Annotated in this window: 12 protein-coding genes and 1 riboswitch; of the genes, 3 read left to right on the forward strand and 9 right to left on the reverse strand. The window is 41.4% G+C overall.

The window, feature by feature from the left end; genetic code table 11:
* Positions 1-32 precede the first annotated feature (32 nt).
* The 4 genes from Ga0466249_RS17115 to Ga0466249_RS17130 form a co-directional block, all read right to left on the reverse strand.
* On the reverse strand, positions 33-1,193 hold the full coding sequence (locus Ga0466249_RS17115; RefSeq protein WP_215830701.1) for a M20 family metallopeptidase: 1,161 nt from the start codon (positions 1,191-1,193) through the stop codon (positions 33-35).
* Positions 1,194-1,440: 247 nt separating this feature from the next.
* Positions 1,441-2,346, reverse strand: a complete 906-nt coding sequence (locus Ga0466249_RS17120) for a glycyl-radical enzyme activating protein (RefSeq protein ID WP_215830702.1) — start codon at positions 2,344-2,346, stop codon at positions 1,441-1,443.
* Entirely contained in the window at positions 2,333-4,702 is a 2,370-nt protein-coding gene (locus Ga0466249_RS17125; protein WP_215830703.1) for a glycyl radical protein, read from the reverse strand. The genes Ga0466249_RS17120 and Ga0466249_RS17125 overlap by 14 nt, the downstream gene beginning before the upstream one ends.
* A gap of 124 nt (positions 4,703-4,826) precedes the next feature.
* On the reverse strand, positions 4,827-5,555 hold the full coding sequence (locus tag Ga0466249_RS17130) for a GntR family transcriptional regulator (protein ID WP_246588823.1): 729 nt from the start codon (positions 5,553-5,555) through the stop codon (positions 4,827-4,829).
* Positions 5,556-5,758: 203 nt separating this feature from the next.
* Between Ga0466249_RS17130 and Ga0466249_RS17135 the strand changes: the two genes are divergently transcribed.
* The 3 genes from Ga0466249_RS17135 to Ga0466249_RS17145 are packed head-to-tail and all read left to right on the forward strand — an operon-like array spanning position 5,759 to position 9,683.
* Complete coding sequence (locus Ga0466249_RS17135; RefSeq protein ID WP_215830704.1) at positions 5,759-7,393, forward strand: spore germination protein; 1,635 nt, start codon at positions 5,759-5,761, stop codon at positions 7,391-7,393.
* Positions 7,387-8,562, forward strand: a complete 1,176-nt coding sequence (locus Ga0466249_RS17140; protein ID WP_215830705.1) for a Ger(x)C family spore germination protein — start codon at positions 7,387-7,389, stop codon at positions 8,560-8,562. Before Ga0466249_RS17135 ends, Ga0466249_RS17140 begins: the two co-directional genes overlap by 7 nt.
* A 20-nt stretch (positions 8,563-8,582) precedes the next feature.
* On the forward strand, positions 8,583-9,683 hold the full coding sequence (locus tag Ga0466249_RS17145) for a GerAB/ArcD/ProY family transporter (protein ID WP_215830706.1): 1,101 nt from the start codon (positions 8,583-8,585) through the stop codon (positions 9,681-9,683).
* 85 nt (positions 9,684-9,768) lie between these two features.
* Here the strand turns inward: Ga0466249_RS17145 and Ga0466249_RS17150 are convergent, their stop codons facing one another.
* From Ga0466249_RS17150 to Ga0466249_RS17170, 5 genes are all read right to left on the reverse strand, one after another.
* Positions 9,769-10,467 carry a TerC family protein gene (locus Ga0466249_RS17150; RefSeq protein WP_215830707.1) on the reverse strand — a complete coding sequence of 233 codons (699 nt, stop codon included), beginning with the start codon at positions 10,465-10,467 and terminating at the stop codon, positions 9,769-9,771.
* A 6-nt stretch (positions 10,468-10,473) separates the two neighbouring features.
* A riboswitch (yybP-ykoY riboswitch) is annotated at positions 10,474-10,630 on the reverse strand.
* A 55-nt stretch (positions 10,631-10,685) separates the two neighbouring features.
* Positions 10,686-11,762 (reverse strand): ABC transporter ATP-binding protein, encoded by a 1,077-nt coding sequence (locus tag Ga0466249_RS17155; RefSeq protein ID WP_215830708.1) that lies wholly within the window; start codon positions 11,760-11,762, stop codon positions 10,686-10,688.
* Complete coding sequence (locus Ga0466249_RS17160) at positions 11,759-12,463, reverse strand: ABC transporter permease (protein WP_215830709.1); 705 nt, start codon at positions 12,461-12,463, stop codon at positions 11,759-11,761. Before Ga0466249_RS17160 ends, Ga0466249_RS17155 begins: the two co-directional genes overlap by 4 nt.
* A gap of 12 nt (positions 12,464-12,475) precedes the next feature.
* A complete protein-coding gene (locus Ga0466249_RS17165; protein WP_312889792.1) occupies positions 12,476-13,357 on the reverse strand; it encodes an ABC transporter substrate-binding protein in 882 nt (293 codons plus the stop codon).
* A gap of 47 nt (positions 13,358-13,404) precedes the next feature.
* Positions 13,405-15,336: a molybdopterin biosynthesis protein gene (locus Ga0466249_RS17170; protein WP_312889793.1), complete on the reverse strand. Its 1,932-nt coding sequence runs from the start codon at positions 15,334-15,336 to the stop codon at positions 13,405-13,407.
* Positions 15,337-15,356: the final 20 nt, after the last annotated feature.

A 15,356-nucleotide genomic window follows, 5' to 3' on the forward strand; every position in this document is an offset into this window, starting at 1 on the left:
CCCCATTAACTCATAGTTTTTTTCTCACCAAGCTAGTCCAACTTTAGCACAGAGGCGACCAATAATTTAGCTCTTTCAAATAGACTTTCTACAACCGCATATTCTTCCGGACTATGATTTCTCCCCCCTTTTACTCCCATCGCACATACCGTTGGCACGCCTGCTAATACGGTATAAGCTGAATCAGAGCCACCGCCCACCAACTTTTCATAAGGCGTTCCAAAACCGTTTTCTTCAGAAGCTTTTTTTACTATCTCAAACAATTGTTTGACGCCGTCCGTTGTTTTCATTGGCTTTATACCATCCATAAAAGCAACATGAGTGGTCGTGCCTTCAATATAGATTTTGTCTGCAACTTTTTCGACTTGCTTAATAATTTCCGGTAAGTCATCTGGATTTTTATAGCGCACATCAATAAAAATTTTTGCATAATCAGGAACAGACGTTGATGTCGTACCCCCTTGCATTACCCCTACATTAAAAGTAATGCCTTTTTCCAAATCAGTTAAGTTTTGAACGGCGATAATCTTGTGTGCAATTTCCAGAATTGCACTCCTGCCGTTTTCCGGATCGTTACCTGCATGCGCGGAAATTCCTTTTACTTCCAGCATGATCCGTGCTACTCCCTTACGCCCGACAACAATTCCATCGTCTACAAAGCCTGTCTCCATATTAAATGCCGCCGCATAGCCTCTTGCCTCGTCAATAAATATTTCAGGTGCATTAGAATTGGCGTGTAAGACCTCCTCATCCCCAGCCAAAAGAACTTTAATAGAACGCGAGTCATAGCCAACAAAATTCAATGCTTTCATCGCATAAAGAGCAGCCACAATACCACCCTTCATGTCGAGAACGCCTGGCCCGTAAGCGATGCCATCCTTAATAGTAAAAGGATGCTCGGCGATTGCACCCGCAGGACGAGCAGTATCCATGTGCCCCATAAAAATTACGCCGGGCTTAGGACGATTTTTACCGATCTCTGCAATCAACATACTGCCAGCTTTTTCGAACTCAACTAGATGGGAATTGGCACCTTCATCATCAAGTATCTTTTTAAAGCGAGCGGCAACTACATCAATTCCTTGCTTTTCGTGCGGGCCACCCTCCATCGAAACAACCTCCTTCCACAGTGATACCATTTCCTCACAATGGTCGTCTACAAACTGAAACGCTTGCTGTTTTTTGTTATTCATCGTTATCCTCCTCTTATTTATTGAATACATAATTGGAACTCTAAGTTATTTTTGAGCACCAATATGGGAATCCATAGATTATTGGCAGTATTAAAAAGGTTGTATTTATTCTGTTAATTTTGCAGAGTAATAAAAGGCGCTTCAAACGAAGATGTTTCCCTATATTCTTCATTTAAAGCGCCTTTTCTTTATCAACTAAATAACCAGAAATCCTACTTTTCGAAAACTAGTAATCGATATCATCAAGCTACTTAAAATCTACATTACGTAAACCATAGGCTAATATTATTTTTTTTATATCTTCAATTTTTTCAGTTTGAGGAGTTGTGAAAGTCTGACTACAAGCCCCAATAGCACTGTATTTTGACTCACCAAAATCATGATAAGGAAGCAATTCGACATCTTTCACTTGTGTACTGCCTTTAAGAAACTCACACATCTTTTGAATATTTTCTTTATTGGCATTCACTTCGTCAATCAGTGGAACGCGGACGATCACCTTCGGATGCATACGGGATATCAGTGTAATATTCTCTAAAATTCTGAGGTTACTAACTCCCGTCATTTTTTTATGCACAGCATCGTCCATATGCTTGATATCAATAAAAACGCAATCTAAAAGCTCAAAAATGTCTTTTACTTGCATCCAGTCAAAATAACCACTCGTTTCAACGGCAGTATTTAAGCCCAGTTGGCTACAGGCAAACACCAGTTGTCGTAAAAACTCTGGCTGAGCAAATGGTTCACCACCGGAAAATGTCACCCCGCCACCAGACTCCCGATAAAAAACAGCGTCTCTTTTGATTACTTTTAGAACCTCTTCAACAGTCACTGTGGAACCTATCAGCTTTCGAGCACCTGTTGGGCATACTTGACAGCACTTAGCACATCCAGAACATTTTTCACGATCAAAACGATTGATAGTTTTATCCATAATAATTGCGTTGTTACTACAAACTGAACAGCAACGATGACAATCCGTACACTTTTCATGAAAAAACAATACTTCAGGCCTTTTATTCCAAGACTCCGGATTGGCACACCATTTGCATCGTAGTGGACAACCTTTTAGAAAAACAGTACTTCTAACTCCTTCGCCGTCATTAATCGACCAGCGCTGTATTTGAAATATATTTCCTTTACATTGTTTCATAGGTAGTTCTTTCAATGATCGCATTCTGAGCTTCACGGGACAGATTGACAAATTGTGTGCTATAACCGGCTACTCTGACAAGCAAATCTTTGTAGTCCTCCGGGTGTTCCTGGGCTTTTCTCAATAATTCAGTGGAAATCACGTTAAATTGAACATGAAAGGCACCCAGTGCAAAATAGGCTCTAATAAGAGCTGCCAAGTTTTTCAGATTCCTATCGGATTTCAATAAATCAGGAGCAAACTTCATATTCATCAATGTACCGCCAGAATGCACATCATGATTGATCTTAGCAACAGAACGCATAGCGGCAGTCGGACTTGTCAAATCAGTACCTGCATGTGGTGAAACGCCTTCAGTCAACGGAGTCTTGGCTTTTCTACCATCCGGAGTTGCACCAATCACACTTCCGCACGGAATATAATTGGAAATTCCCATAAATGCCGAAGTAAAAGGTGTTCCGAAATAATCTTTATAGGAATGTACTTCTTTGTAGTAAAAGTCAGTTATTTCTACAGCAATAGAGTCAACGTAATCATCATCATTGCCATACTTCGGACAAGCAAGCACTGCCTGTCTCATTTCCTCGTAACCGTTCCAGTCAGCAGCTAACGCTTTGTCAATTTCTCCCAAAGTATACTTTTTGTCCTCAAATACTAGTTTCTTAATTGCTGCCAAAGAGTTGGCCGAATCAGCTACCCCAATTCCGGTAAAGACTGGTGAAAGATTGTATTTAGCACCGCCTTTACTAAGATCTTTTCCCTTCTCCATGCATCCATCTACAAGCATAGAAATATAAGGTCGAGGCACCATTTCGGCATGAACTTGCTGAAGAGTAACTGAGCCAATAGCAGAGTGTTTTATCAGGTAAGCAAGTTGTTTATAAAAAGCCGTTTTTACTTCATCATAGCTCTTAAACTCAGAACCAGGAACTTCAGGAAGCCCCATATTTTTTCCCGTAATGCGGCTTTTACCACCATTCAATGCATATTCGATCGCGGCGGCCAAATTAATATTAACAGCTGATGTCCACTGGCCTATTTTTCTAAAATGCGGCACTACACAGCCACAATTGCTCCAGTCACGTGCGTCTTCGGGAGACAGTCCTTCCGCCAGCAGCATTGCCGAACCAACCTTGTCATTGTGCACTGCAGGAAAACCGGTTCCGACCCGAATCAATTTACATACTGCTAATAGAAATTCATCTGAACTGTCGGGATGAATCCGCACACTCAAACCTGGCTGATGAGTTTTTACATTTTCCGTTGCTTTCAGACACATGTAAGAAAGATCATTTGTTGCATCCCGACCCTCTCTTGTTCTGCCACCTACGGTCAGATTTTGGAATGCATTATAACCAGCAAAAAATTTAGCCGTGTTACTAGAAATCGCCCATACCCATTCAGAAAGCTTGATCCAAAGTGCCTCAATCAACTCTTGGGCATCGTCTTTAGTAATCGTACCTGACTTTATATCATTAGCGTAGCATGGATACATATATTGATCGAACCTGCCCAGATTTAATGCCAGGGAATTTTCGGACAGTATTGAACCAATTTGGGTAAACCATACCGTCTGAATAGCCTCGTAAAAAGTCTCCGGCGGATGTTCTGGCACTTTCCGGCAAATTCTTGAAATTTCAAGTAATTCTTCTTTTCGACGAGCATCCGTTTCCGTTTGTGCCATTTTCATTGCTTTATCCGAATAACGCTGGGCCAGAGTGACAATTGCATCACAAACTAAAATGGAAGCGTTGTAAAAATCAATTTTTTCCAGTGCTTCAGCAGTAATCGGTTCCAAACCTTGTAAATGCTTGAGTGCCTCTGCTTTGAGTCCCCCAAAACCTTTTTTGAAAACAATATCTTGATAATCGGCAGTAATTTCGCCAACTGCGTTTCTCCACTTGGAATCATTATCAATAATTCCGGTATCAACCAGAATTTTCGCTGTTTCTTTATTAAGGCGAGATAGAAAAGTTTCTTCCAGCGACTTGCCTTTCCAGTAAGGGAAAATTTCTTCACGCAAGGTATCTTTTGCCTCCGCATCAATGCGATAGGGGTCCTGATCCCGACTTTCAAACGAGTCCATTTCCTCTTCAACCCATTTCCAGGAATATTCAGGACAAACAACACCCGACTTCAGAAATTCACCGACGGCTCCAACAATAATTTCATCATCAAAAATCGTTACTGGAATACGCTTACATACGGCCTGAAATGCTTTTGCTCGCCGTATAATGATTGATTCACCTTCAGTTTCCTTGTAAGATGCCGTAAAAGCCACCGCACGATGAACACTGATAGATGGCTTGGCATCAATGTACGACTTCTTAAAACCTTCAATTCGTTTACTAGACATATTTGTACCTCCTCGCATTTTGATATATACTCTAGAAAAGATATAGTGGACTTAGTAATCATATTTTCGATTTTCGAAAATATGCAATAAATAAACACTGTTGCAATACCAACACTAATCAAAGTTAACGACTTAAGTACCCTGTCACCTTACTACTCGCATCAGCCATATGTTTACGTAATAATTTCTGAGCAACCTTAATATTTCCTTGCGCGCAAGCCTTTAATAACGCCCGATGCTCTTCTTGCGATTTTGTCTGAAAATGCAGAGTGGACAAATACAAACGCATATAACGTTCAACATTATTGTGCATGTTTTGAATTAATGTAAGTAACTTGGGCCTATTTGCAGATTGATACAGAGTTTCATGAAACTGCCAATTCAATTCGCCACAGCGTCCAATATGGCTTTCTTCATCTGCCTCTTTTAAAATCTCATCTGCCTCTGCCAAATCCAGGTCAGTTAAATTAGGAATAGCCAGTTCCAGCGCCCCTAATTCCAAAAATAGTCGTATATCAAATATCTCCTGTGCTTCATCCGCAGATAACTCACTAACCATCGCCCCGCGGTTAGGATAGAATCTTACCAATCCCTCCGCTTCCAGACTTTTTAACGCTTCGCGCAAAGCACTCATACTTACGCTAAACTTCGATGCTAATTCCTCTTGCTTGAGTTGAGTTCCCCCACTAAGTTCTCCAGAAAGAATTGCCTCGCGAAGAATATCTGTAATCATACCAGGTAGCGTACGATAGGAAGCTTTTATCTGACTTTTTAAATTATAATTTTCCATGCCTTTATTATATAATTTTCTGCCGCGCCCGTAAATACTTTTTCGAATGTATACATTATACATTCGAAAAAGTATTTAACCTGCCTGTCATTAAAATGAACGATATAGACTACGCTGAAAGAATTGATACATGGCGGGATGAACAATATCACTTTTAGCCGCAACGTATCTACTGACTTCCAACAAAATATTAGCCACTAAACAGGGGTAAAAACCAAAGTATAGTGTAATACTTACTGTAGGTAGTTTATAGGTGGTGCAGATTGATGAAAAGACGAAAGTGCCTAAATATAAATAAGATATCGACTGCTATATCGGGTGCTTCGCTTTTCAAGGTCAAAAAGAACCTTTATGCTCTTAAACAACTCATTATGGAGAGTGAAGAAATCGCAGCCAAAATATCGCAGCTAATAGCAATACTTAGACATGAGAAAGCTAAAAGCGTTTTTACTACCGTAACAGCCAATAAAACTTTTTTTGAGGAGACATTCAAACAAAGTAGCGACCTTATCTTTTATGAATTTGCTACTTTTTCCGGCGTAAAAGTCTTGATAGTATATATTGACGGATTAGTTAACAAGGAAATTTTGGGTCGGGACGTTATAAATTCATTTATTATTAAATCGAAAGAACTACAAACAAATACACTTTTGGATTCGAAAGTTTTGAAAGATTTAATTGCAGTAGCAAACGTAACAGAAACCAAGACAATGTCTACAGTTATTGATAATGTATTAAATGGTAATACGGTTATGTTTGTCGATAAAGTAGCTACTGCCCTGCTCATTGATTCCAAAGGATGGGAAAGACGAGCAGTAGCTGAGCCTGATACTGAGACTGTAATTAGGGGACCCCGTGAAGGTTTTATTGAGAATATCAGAACAAATACTAGTTTATTGCGGCGGAAGATAAAGAGCCCCAACTTAGTATTTGAAAATATCACCCTTGGCAAACAGACAAAAACCAATGTTGCTATTGCCTATATTGATGGCATTGTAAACCAGTCAGTATTAGGTGAAGTGAGAAGACGATTAAATAAGATTGATACAGATTCGATCCTAGAAACAGGCTATATTGAGCAATTTATTGAAGATAGCCCATTTTCAGTTCTGGCAACTGTTGGCAATACCCAAAAACCCGATATTGCTGCGGCCAAAATCCTTGAAGGTCGGGTAGCTATATTTTGCGATGGCACCCCGCATGTACTTACTATACCCCATTTATTTATTGAAACGCTGCAAACCAGTGAGGATTACTACATGCGACCATTACTCGCAACGGCATGGAGAATCCTCCGAATTTCAGCTTTTCTTATTAGTATATTTGTACCTAGCTTTTATGTTGCTCTGCAGACTTTTCATCAAGAAATGATTCCAACGATACTTCTATTACGTATGGCTGGCACAAACTCGGATATACCCTTTCCGGCTGGAGCGGAAATGTTTATAATGCTAGGCTTTTATGAGTTACTCCGCGAATCAGGCATCAGACTCCCGCGGGCTGTAGGATCAGCAATTAGTATCGTGGGCGCGCTCATTGTTGGCGAAAGCGCGGTAAACGCCGGCCTCGTAAGTGCTCCCGTGGTTATCATTACGGCCATTGCTGGAGTTACTGGTTTTATTGTACCAGCCTTATCGGAAGCTGTCATGATTTATCGGATTCTTTTCTTAATTGCAGGCAGCGTAATGGGACTATACGGCATCGTATGTGGGATCTTCGTCGCTGTGATGCACGCTGTTTCACTGCGTTCCTGTGGCGTTCCCTACACTTCCACGCTGGCACCTTCTGATGAAAGCGTATTTAAGGATTTTATTTTTCGCTTCCCCCTATGGACGATGAAGAGAAGGCCAGAAGCTATTGAAAAAAACAATCAGCAAAGGCAAGGGAAAAACCAATGGTGATACTTAAAAGAATAGTAGCAATCACTTTAATGCTAGTATTAGCTTTACCTCTTACAGGGTGCTGGAATCGTCGTGAATTAAATACCCTGGGAATTGTCGGCTTAGTAGGCGTAGACACTGGTAATAATGGCATTAAAACTACGTTTGAGGTCATTAAGCCTGAAAAGTCCGGAAAGAGTGGTGGTGAAAAAAATGAAATACCCGTCAAGTACGTACAATCCGACGGTCAGACTCTTATAGAAACCTTTCGCAGCTCTATGTTACGGTTTGACCGCAAGCTGTTCGTAGCGCACACCAAAGCATTTTTGTTCAGTGAAGCTGTTGCCAGAAATGGGTTGGCAGAGCATCTTGATGCGATTCTACGCGGCCCGGAGATGAGATTGTCCATGCATTTAGTCATTATAAAAGACGATTCCGCTGCCGATATTATGACCATTGCCAGTGGAATCAATACTATTCCTTCAAGCTATATCGAAGACTTACTGAAGCAACATACATCCTTGTCGAAAAGCGTGGATTCCAAAGTTTTAGATTTTTTAAAGACCTATACTGGCAAAGGGATAAACCCCGTTGTTACGGTCCTAAGAAAAGTAAAAAAGGCCAAAATCGGAGCAGGACAGAATGATGAATACGAATTAAGTCCTGAAGGAGCAGCCGTGTTTCTCAAGGATAGATTAGTCGGATTTCTTGACGGCGATGAAACGAGAGGTTACAACTGGGTAACCGGCAAAGTAACCAGTGGCATCGTTGTATCCCCTACTCCTAATAGTAAGGGGACTGCCTCTGTAGAGATATTAAAAGCTGGGAAAAAAACTGAGGTAGAGATTAATGGTAATGATATAAAGATCAAAGTAAAAATTAATATGATCGGCATGCTGGATGAAGAAACTGCTAACTTCCAACTAACAGATCCGGCTACAATAGAAATGTTGGAACAGGAAAATTCTCAGGTCATTAAACAGGAAGCAGAACAAACCCTGCTAAAAGTGCAAACCGAATATAAGTCTGATATTTTTGGCTTTGGCCAGCTTGTCCACCGCAAATACCCTCAGGAATGGAAGAATCTGCAGAATAATTGGGATGAATTGTTTTCACAAGCAACCATTGAAGTGGAAGTTCAAACAAAGATAGTAAAGACAGGAAAATCATCGCTTCCTGTGAAAGAATAAAAAGGGGTCAACAACAATTGATGACAAATTCAGAAAAAATATCACCACTGCAAGTCATATTTTTACTAAGCATGAGTCGCATATCTATAGTACTCTTATGGTTTCATTTCTCCAACCAGGATGTATGGATTACAGAAATTCTTTCGCTGTTTTATATTGCAATATTCATTGCTCCTTTATTATTTTTGAGTAAGCAGTTTGCTAATCTGACGCTCATAGAGTATTTACCAATAATAACGGGTAAACGGATCGGTAAAATACTAGGGGCTTTATATGTCGTTTTCTTTCTATTTATTGCTACCCTTGATTTATCATTGTTTGATAACATTCTTAAGCCAATAAATTTTACCGAAACTCCGGATTTTGCCATCATATTCCTCGCATTAACCGCTTGTGCTTATGGCGTATATAAGGGCTTGGAATGTATTGCACGATCGGCAGAAATTTTTACCCCGCAAATTTTAGCCGTTATTATTTTTTATGCAATACTACAAATACCCGAAATGGATTTCAAAGTATTTCTACCAATATTAGCTGATTCCACTTTTTGGGAGATCAACTCCCTAGCCTTTATTACCGCTGCCAAAATGAACGAGATGATAGTTCTTGCTATGCTGGTTCCGTCTATTAATAAAACAAAGACTACCAATACAATTATCATCTGGACAATAATTATTATTACCGTATTTTCCCTTATAATCATCGTTCCAACGCTAGCAGGATTAGGACTTACGCTCTCAAAAAAAACATTCGACCCTTATTACCTCTTTATAAAACAAATTAACATATATGATTTTATCACACGCATTGAATTTTTCATGGTTGGCGCATGGAATATTGGTATGTTTATGAAAATTTCACTGTTCTTACATTTGGCAACAATGAGCTTGGTACAACTTCTGGGAATTAAAAATCGCAAAGTCCTCATTATTCCTATGGCTATAGTAATATTCATGATCACTTTAAAAACAGACATTCTTAAGTCTGTTGTAGTATTCAATATTATTGAATACTACATACTGTATATCGACTTGATTTTTATGTTTGGCATTCCTGTAGTTGTATTGGGGATGTTTTTCCTGAAAAGAAATGTGACCGCAAAAAGTGACTGCAATAATTAAAAGTCCATGAACTGTATCAACAAATCTGGTATAGCTTAAAAGACGAAATCTCAACAAAGACAATGCATCAAAACGACTGTCCGGCTTATTTCTCAAGGATAAGCTTCAGTTTTTCATGCTTCTTGAAATATCCCAGCAAGATGACAGAAAGCGCCAAACCTACTTTTATTAACAGTTCATAACGTATAGCGGCGAGTCCTAGCGCTTTGTCACTAATAATCATTTCAGCTGCCGCATACCCTAAAACACCCGTACCAATATAGATAATAACTGGATAACGATCCATAAGTTTCATTAACACTTGCGACCCGAAAACAATCATGGGAATACTCACCATAACGCCCAAAATAATCAAAGCATATTGACCGGCAGAAGCAGTTTGCGATAGAGCAGCTAAGGCCAAAACATTATCTAAACTCATAATGACATCAGCAACTAAAATGGCTTTCACTGCCTGAGCCACACCTTGCGCTTTCAGCGACGTCATGTCTTTGTTATCCTGTCCCGCCAAATTCACAGCAATCCAAACCAAAGCAATTCCGCCTAAAAATTGAAGATAGGGAATTTTGAGCAGGAATGAAGCAATAAAAATGAGGACAATTCTTGCAACAATGGCACCGATACTGCCAATTAAAACTACTTTTTTTCGTTGCTTAGGCGTAAGATTTTTACTTGCCAAAGCAATTAGAACAGCATTATCACCCCCAAGGAGCAAATCAATTAGAATAATCCCACCAAGTGCCAAAAGCCATTCACTATTTGCATACATCATAAAATCCACCATAATTCCAATTCCCCCTCATTAAAAAAACAAAAAATAGCCAGACCATCGCCATAAGGCAAAGGTCTGGCTAAACACTATTATGTCAGTAAAGCCGGCGGCAAAAGCCACGGAATGACGACTTTACTTCAAGTTTCCTTGAAAGCTACTCCCCTTTGGAGCGGTAAACTATTTTTTTGTATAATTTATTATATAGCAACGACAAAAGGAAGTCAACCTTCTCATACTAACTGAACTTCTTCTAGTTGAAAAGCTATCTGTACATTAAGTCCCGGCTGCATCCCCTTTGTAGCTTGTTCCCTCGGCACTCTGACAATAAACAAAATTTCCCGCACTTTTGCAGTAACTTGATATACGCCAATACCAGGCACAACCTGACAAACGACTCCCGAAAAGGTCGTCCAACCAACAGGTACGGACAGAACAGAATCGAAAATACAAAGTGAATCCCCAGGTAAACAGCAAGCTGTAACACCGGTTGGAACAGGCCCTGGATAATCAAACTGTACTCCTTGTGCTAGAGTAACCCGCGAACCGACAATGCCACCTACTTTTTCCACACTACAAGACAAAATATTATCCATAACCGTTAATTCCGCCACAGCTTGATTTGCGGGCCGACGCATAACCATTTCCGGACACCCCTCTTGAATGATCTGCCCCTTGGACAAAACAAGTACGCGTTCAGAAAAATAAAGAACATCGTTATAATTGTGACTAATAAGTAGCACCGTAATACCCAAAGAACGTGCTAATTTTTTTAAGTCCGCTAACAACAATACTCTTGTCGACGCATCAAGGGCAACAAAAGACTCATCAAGCAGTAGTAACTCCGGACTATAAACAAGTGATCGAGCTAAACTAACACGTTGTGCTTCTCCGCCCGACAGACATTGAGCTTCCCGCTGGGCTAAGTGCAAACAATGAAAGGCCTCCAGCGTAGTTTGAACCTTTTCCTTTATTTTCTGCTTGTCCATCCCACGCAATCTCAATGGTAATGATACATTATCAAACACCGTCTCATCAAGCAACAAAGAATCCTGAAAAACCATCGAACAGCGGCGACGCAAAGGAAGTAAACCATGCTGCCGCACATCATTGCCAAACAACTTAAGACTTCCTTGATCATAAGGAATGAGTAGGTTAAGCACCTTGAGCAGCGTGCTCTTTCCTGCACCATTGGGACCCACGACAGCTATAAGTTCCCCTTTGTTCACAGATAGCTGTTCAATATTGAGCACAAATCGGTTACCACGATGTACTTTTATCTTTTCCATTTCAACAAAAGTCTGTTTCATATACCTTCACGCTTGTCCTTCTGCTGGCAATAAGTCAGGGTAGCAACAACTCCATACGTTACAATAAGCAGGATAAAACTGAGCGCAATGGCTGTGTCAAAGTTCCCCTTACTGACTTCCATCACAGTAGCCGTAGTCAACACACGCGTCTGATCTTTAATATTCCCTCCGACCATCATCGAAGCGCCCACTTCCGATACAACACCACCAAACCCAGCCATAATGGCCGCAAGCAGGCCCAGACGTGCCTCTTTGATAAGCAGCCAACTTGCTTGCCAGTTTGTAGCCCCTAGTGATAGAAGCTGTAGTCTTAAATTGGGATTGAGTCCGCCAATAGCCGCGAAAGTCAGGCCTGTCACAATGGGAGTCGCAATCACTGCCTGAGCCATCATCATGGCAAACGGTGTATACATCAGTCCAAACAACCCCAACGGCCCATATCGCCACAACAATAGGCTCACAAACAACCCAACAACAACAGGTGGCAGACCCATGCCAAAATTTATGAAACTGAGTAAAATTCGTTTGCCAGGAAATTTTTTAAGTGCCAGCCACAATCCTACAGGCACGCCTAAAAATACACTAACAACGGTAGCCACACCGGATATTTTGATAGTCAACCACGTAATTTCATATACTTCGGCATCACTATTTACAAGTAAATGAATTCCCTGAAGTAATCCCTGCCAAATACTCTCCATAAATCATCCTTCTTACAAACCGAAATCTCGATCTGATTTTCCCCCGTCAGCAAAAAACAGGGACTGACCAAATTTATCCCTGCCATAAGCAGCAATTAATTTTTGTGTTTCAGGTGTCATTAAAAAATCACTGAATGCTTTGGCGCCAACCTTATTGACTTTAGTAAATTTATCGGGATTCACTTCCATAACATGATAAATATTGAGAAGCTTCACATCACCTTCAACCAAAATTTCAAGAGAACTATTCTTTTTCTGAGCTAAAAAAGTTGCCCGATCCGTCAGAATATAGCCGTTTTTATCATTTGCAATACTAAGTGTCTGTCCCATACCTGTTCCCGATTCCTGATACCACGTACCTTGTGGCTTGATATCCACTTGTTTCCACAACTTTTTTTCCATCTGATCGGTACCGGAATTATCGCCGCGCGAAATAAAAACAGCTTGCTTTGCAGCAATGGCTTTCAGCGCCTCGGACGCACCAAGTCCTTTAATATGAGCCGGATCACCTGCTGGGCCAACAAGAATAAAGTCATTGTGCATCACTAGCCTGCGATTAACAACGAAGCCACTGTCTAGCGTTTTTTTCTCAGCATCAGGCGCATGAGCCAAAAGTACATCTGCTTCGCCTTTTTCACCCATCGCAATGGCCTGTCCAGAACCAACGGCGATGGTCTTCACTTTATAGCCTGTTTGCTTTTCAAAAACAGGGATAAGCACATCAAGTAATCCACTATCTTGAGTACTCGTCGTTGTAGCTAAAATGATATCTTTGTTTTCCGGCACCTTGGGAGTATCAAACTGATTGGTACACCCCGCTGTGATCACACCACTAAGAAAAACAATTCCCAGTACAAACGCTGTAAATCCAGAGGAAATCTGTTTAAAATTCACGTCATTAATAACTCCCTTCCTAATATAGCTGTGCTCTACTCCCCTGATTACTGTGAGACAAGCACCTTGCCAGCCTCTGCTAAATCATAGCCACCTAGTGCTTCAACGTCACGACGAAATGCTGCTGATTTTAAAATATCAATAATTTCTTCAGCGCGTTCATCGCCCTCAGCAAAATTTAATATAATGTCATATTGCTCTTGAGCGATCGGAATAAACCCTAACTCCAAAGCCCTGGCTGCTGCACGAATTCCCATTCCCACATCAGCCACCCCTCCGTCAATCGAAGCGGCCACGGCCATATGAGTTGCAACTTCCTGCCCGTAACCTATAATTTGCTCACCTTTCAATCCCAGCTTTGGCAGTTGATAATCAAGCAACATACGCGTTCCTGAACCCCGCTGGCGATTAACAAAACGCACATCCTCGCGGATAAGATCGGCTAAGCCGATAATATTTTTAGGATTCCCCTGCGCAACAATCAGGCCCTGTTCCCGCTGCGCCAAATGTACCAATTTCCAATCCTTTTTTCCTGACAAATATTTTGACAAATAAGGCAGATTATACTGACCTGTTCTTTCATCAAGCAAATGAACACCTGCAATATGGGCTTCATTGTTGCGTATGGCCATCACTCCCCCCATACTGCCCACATTCGCGCAAGAAATTTTCACAGAAGACTGGCGATTTAGAAACACGCCCAAAATTTCCAGAGCCAAGTCATGGCTACCAATACTAAGCAGCGTATTTTCAGCCTGCCGACACTTAATTAGCGACACATCCACTTTAGTTCCCGCGGAAAATCCACTACTATATTTCGGCACGCTTACAATTCCCTGCGCCTTAGTCAATGTAGAAATAATCCCTGCACCCCGTCCTAAGGGAGCAGCAACCATCCGTCCTTGTACCTCTCCAAGGGACACTCGCAAATATTCTTCCACTCCAAGGGGTGAAAAAACCTGCCTTGACAACACAGCTTGCACCTGTTGTGTTTTTTGTTCTGAAAGTTTTTGCCTCGCTAACAAAATATCCCGCACAAACAGTTCGGCTGTGAGCATCGTCGAGACAGGATAACCAGGCAGAGCAATCACGGGTTTACCCTGGCAAACAGCCAACGCCACGGGTTTGCCAGGCTTTATTTCCACTCCATGCAACAATACCTCACCTAACTGGGCCAATACAGTCGTTGTAAAATCAGCCGTTCCAGCCGAAGTCCCCGCATTGGTTATGACCATATCACACGTTTCCAGACACTGATTGATGGCCTCTTTTAAACAAATTTCATCATCACGCACAATTTCGTGCCTGTAAGGTTCTCCCCCCCAATCAACTACTGCAGCACTTAACATGTGGGAATTGACATCTAAAATAGCACCAGGCTTTAATTCTTGCCACGTTGCTACAAGTTCCGATCCAGTGGGAATAACGGCCACGCGAGGTCTCATCACAACAGATACCGTATCAAGTCCGGCAGCAAGTACCGCCGCTATATCAGGCGGTGTAATGACATGATATTCCGACAAAACCATCTCGTTCGCAACAATATCTTCGCCAATAATCCGAACATGTTGCCAGGGGGCAGCAGCAGCCATAATTTCCGCCTGACCACCACCTAGCAAAACGTCTTCTATCATAATCACTGCATCTGTTCCCTGTGGCAATACTTCGCCCGTATTGACGATATAACAGCCAAGTGGCGCAAAATCTTCTTCCTTTTGCCTAATGCTCAGCCGCTTAGGCTCCGTCTCTGACGCACCAAAAGTATCCTGGGCCCGTACCGCAATTCCATCCATCGCTGAACCATTGTAATGAGGCACAGACTGCCTGGCATAAACACTGGTGGCAGTCACTCTACCAAGGGCCTGAGATACGGGAACTTCTTCCGTCGGCAAATGACAAAAGTAGCCACAGGAATCCAGCTTTCCCCACCAGGCCTGCTGCGCTTCCTGCCTGGAAACACAATTCAAATAAGCATTCACCTTAAGCAACAGACTTCCCT

Source organism: Pelorhabdus rhamnosifermentans (assembly GCF_018835585.1).
In the GTDB taxonomy this organism is placed as follows: Bacteria; Bacillota; Negativicutes; order UMGS1260; family UMGS1260; genus Pelorhabdus; species Pelorhabdus rhamnosifermentans.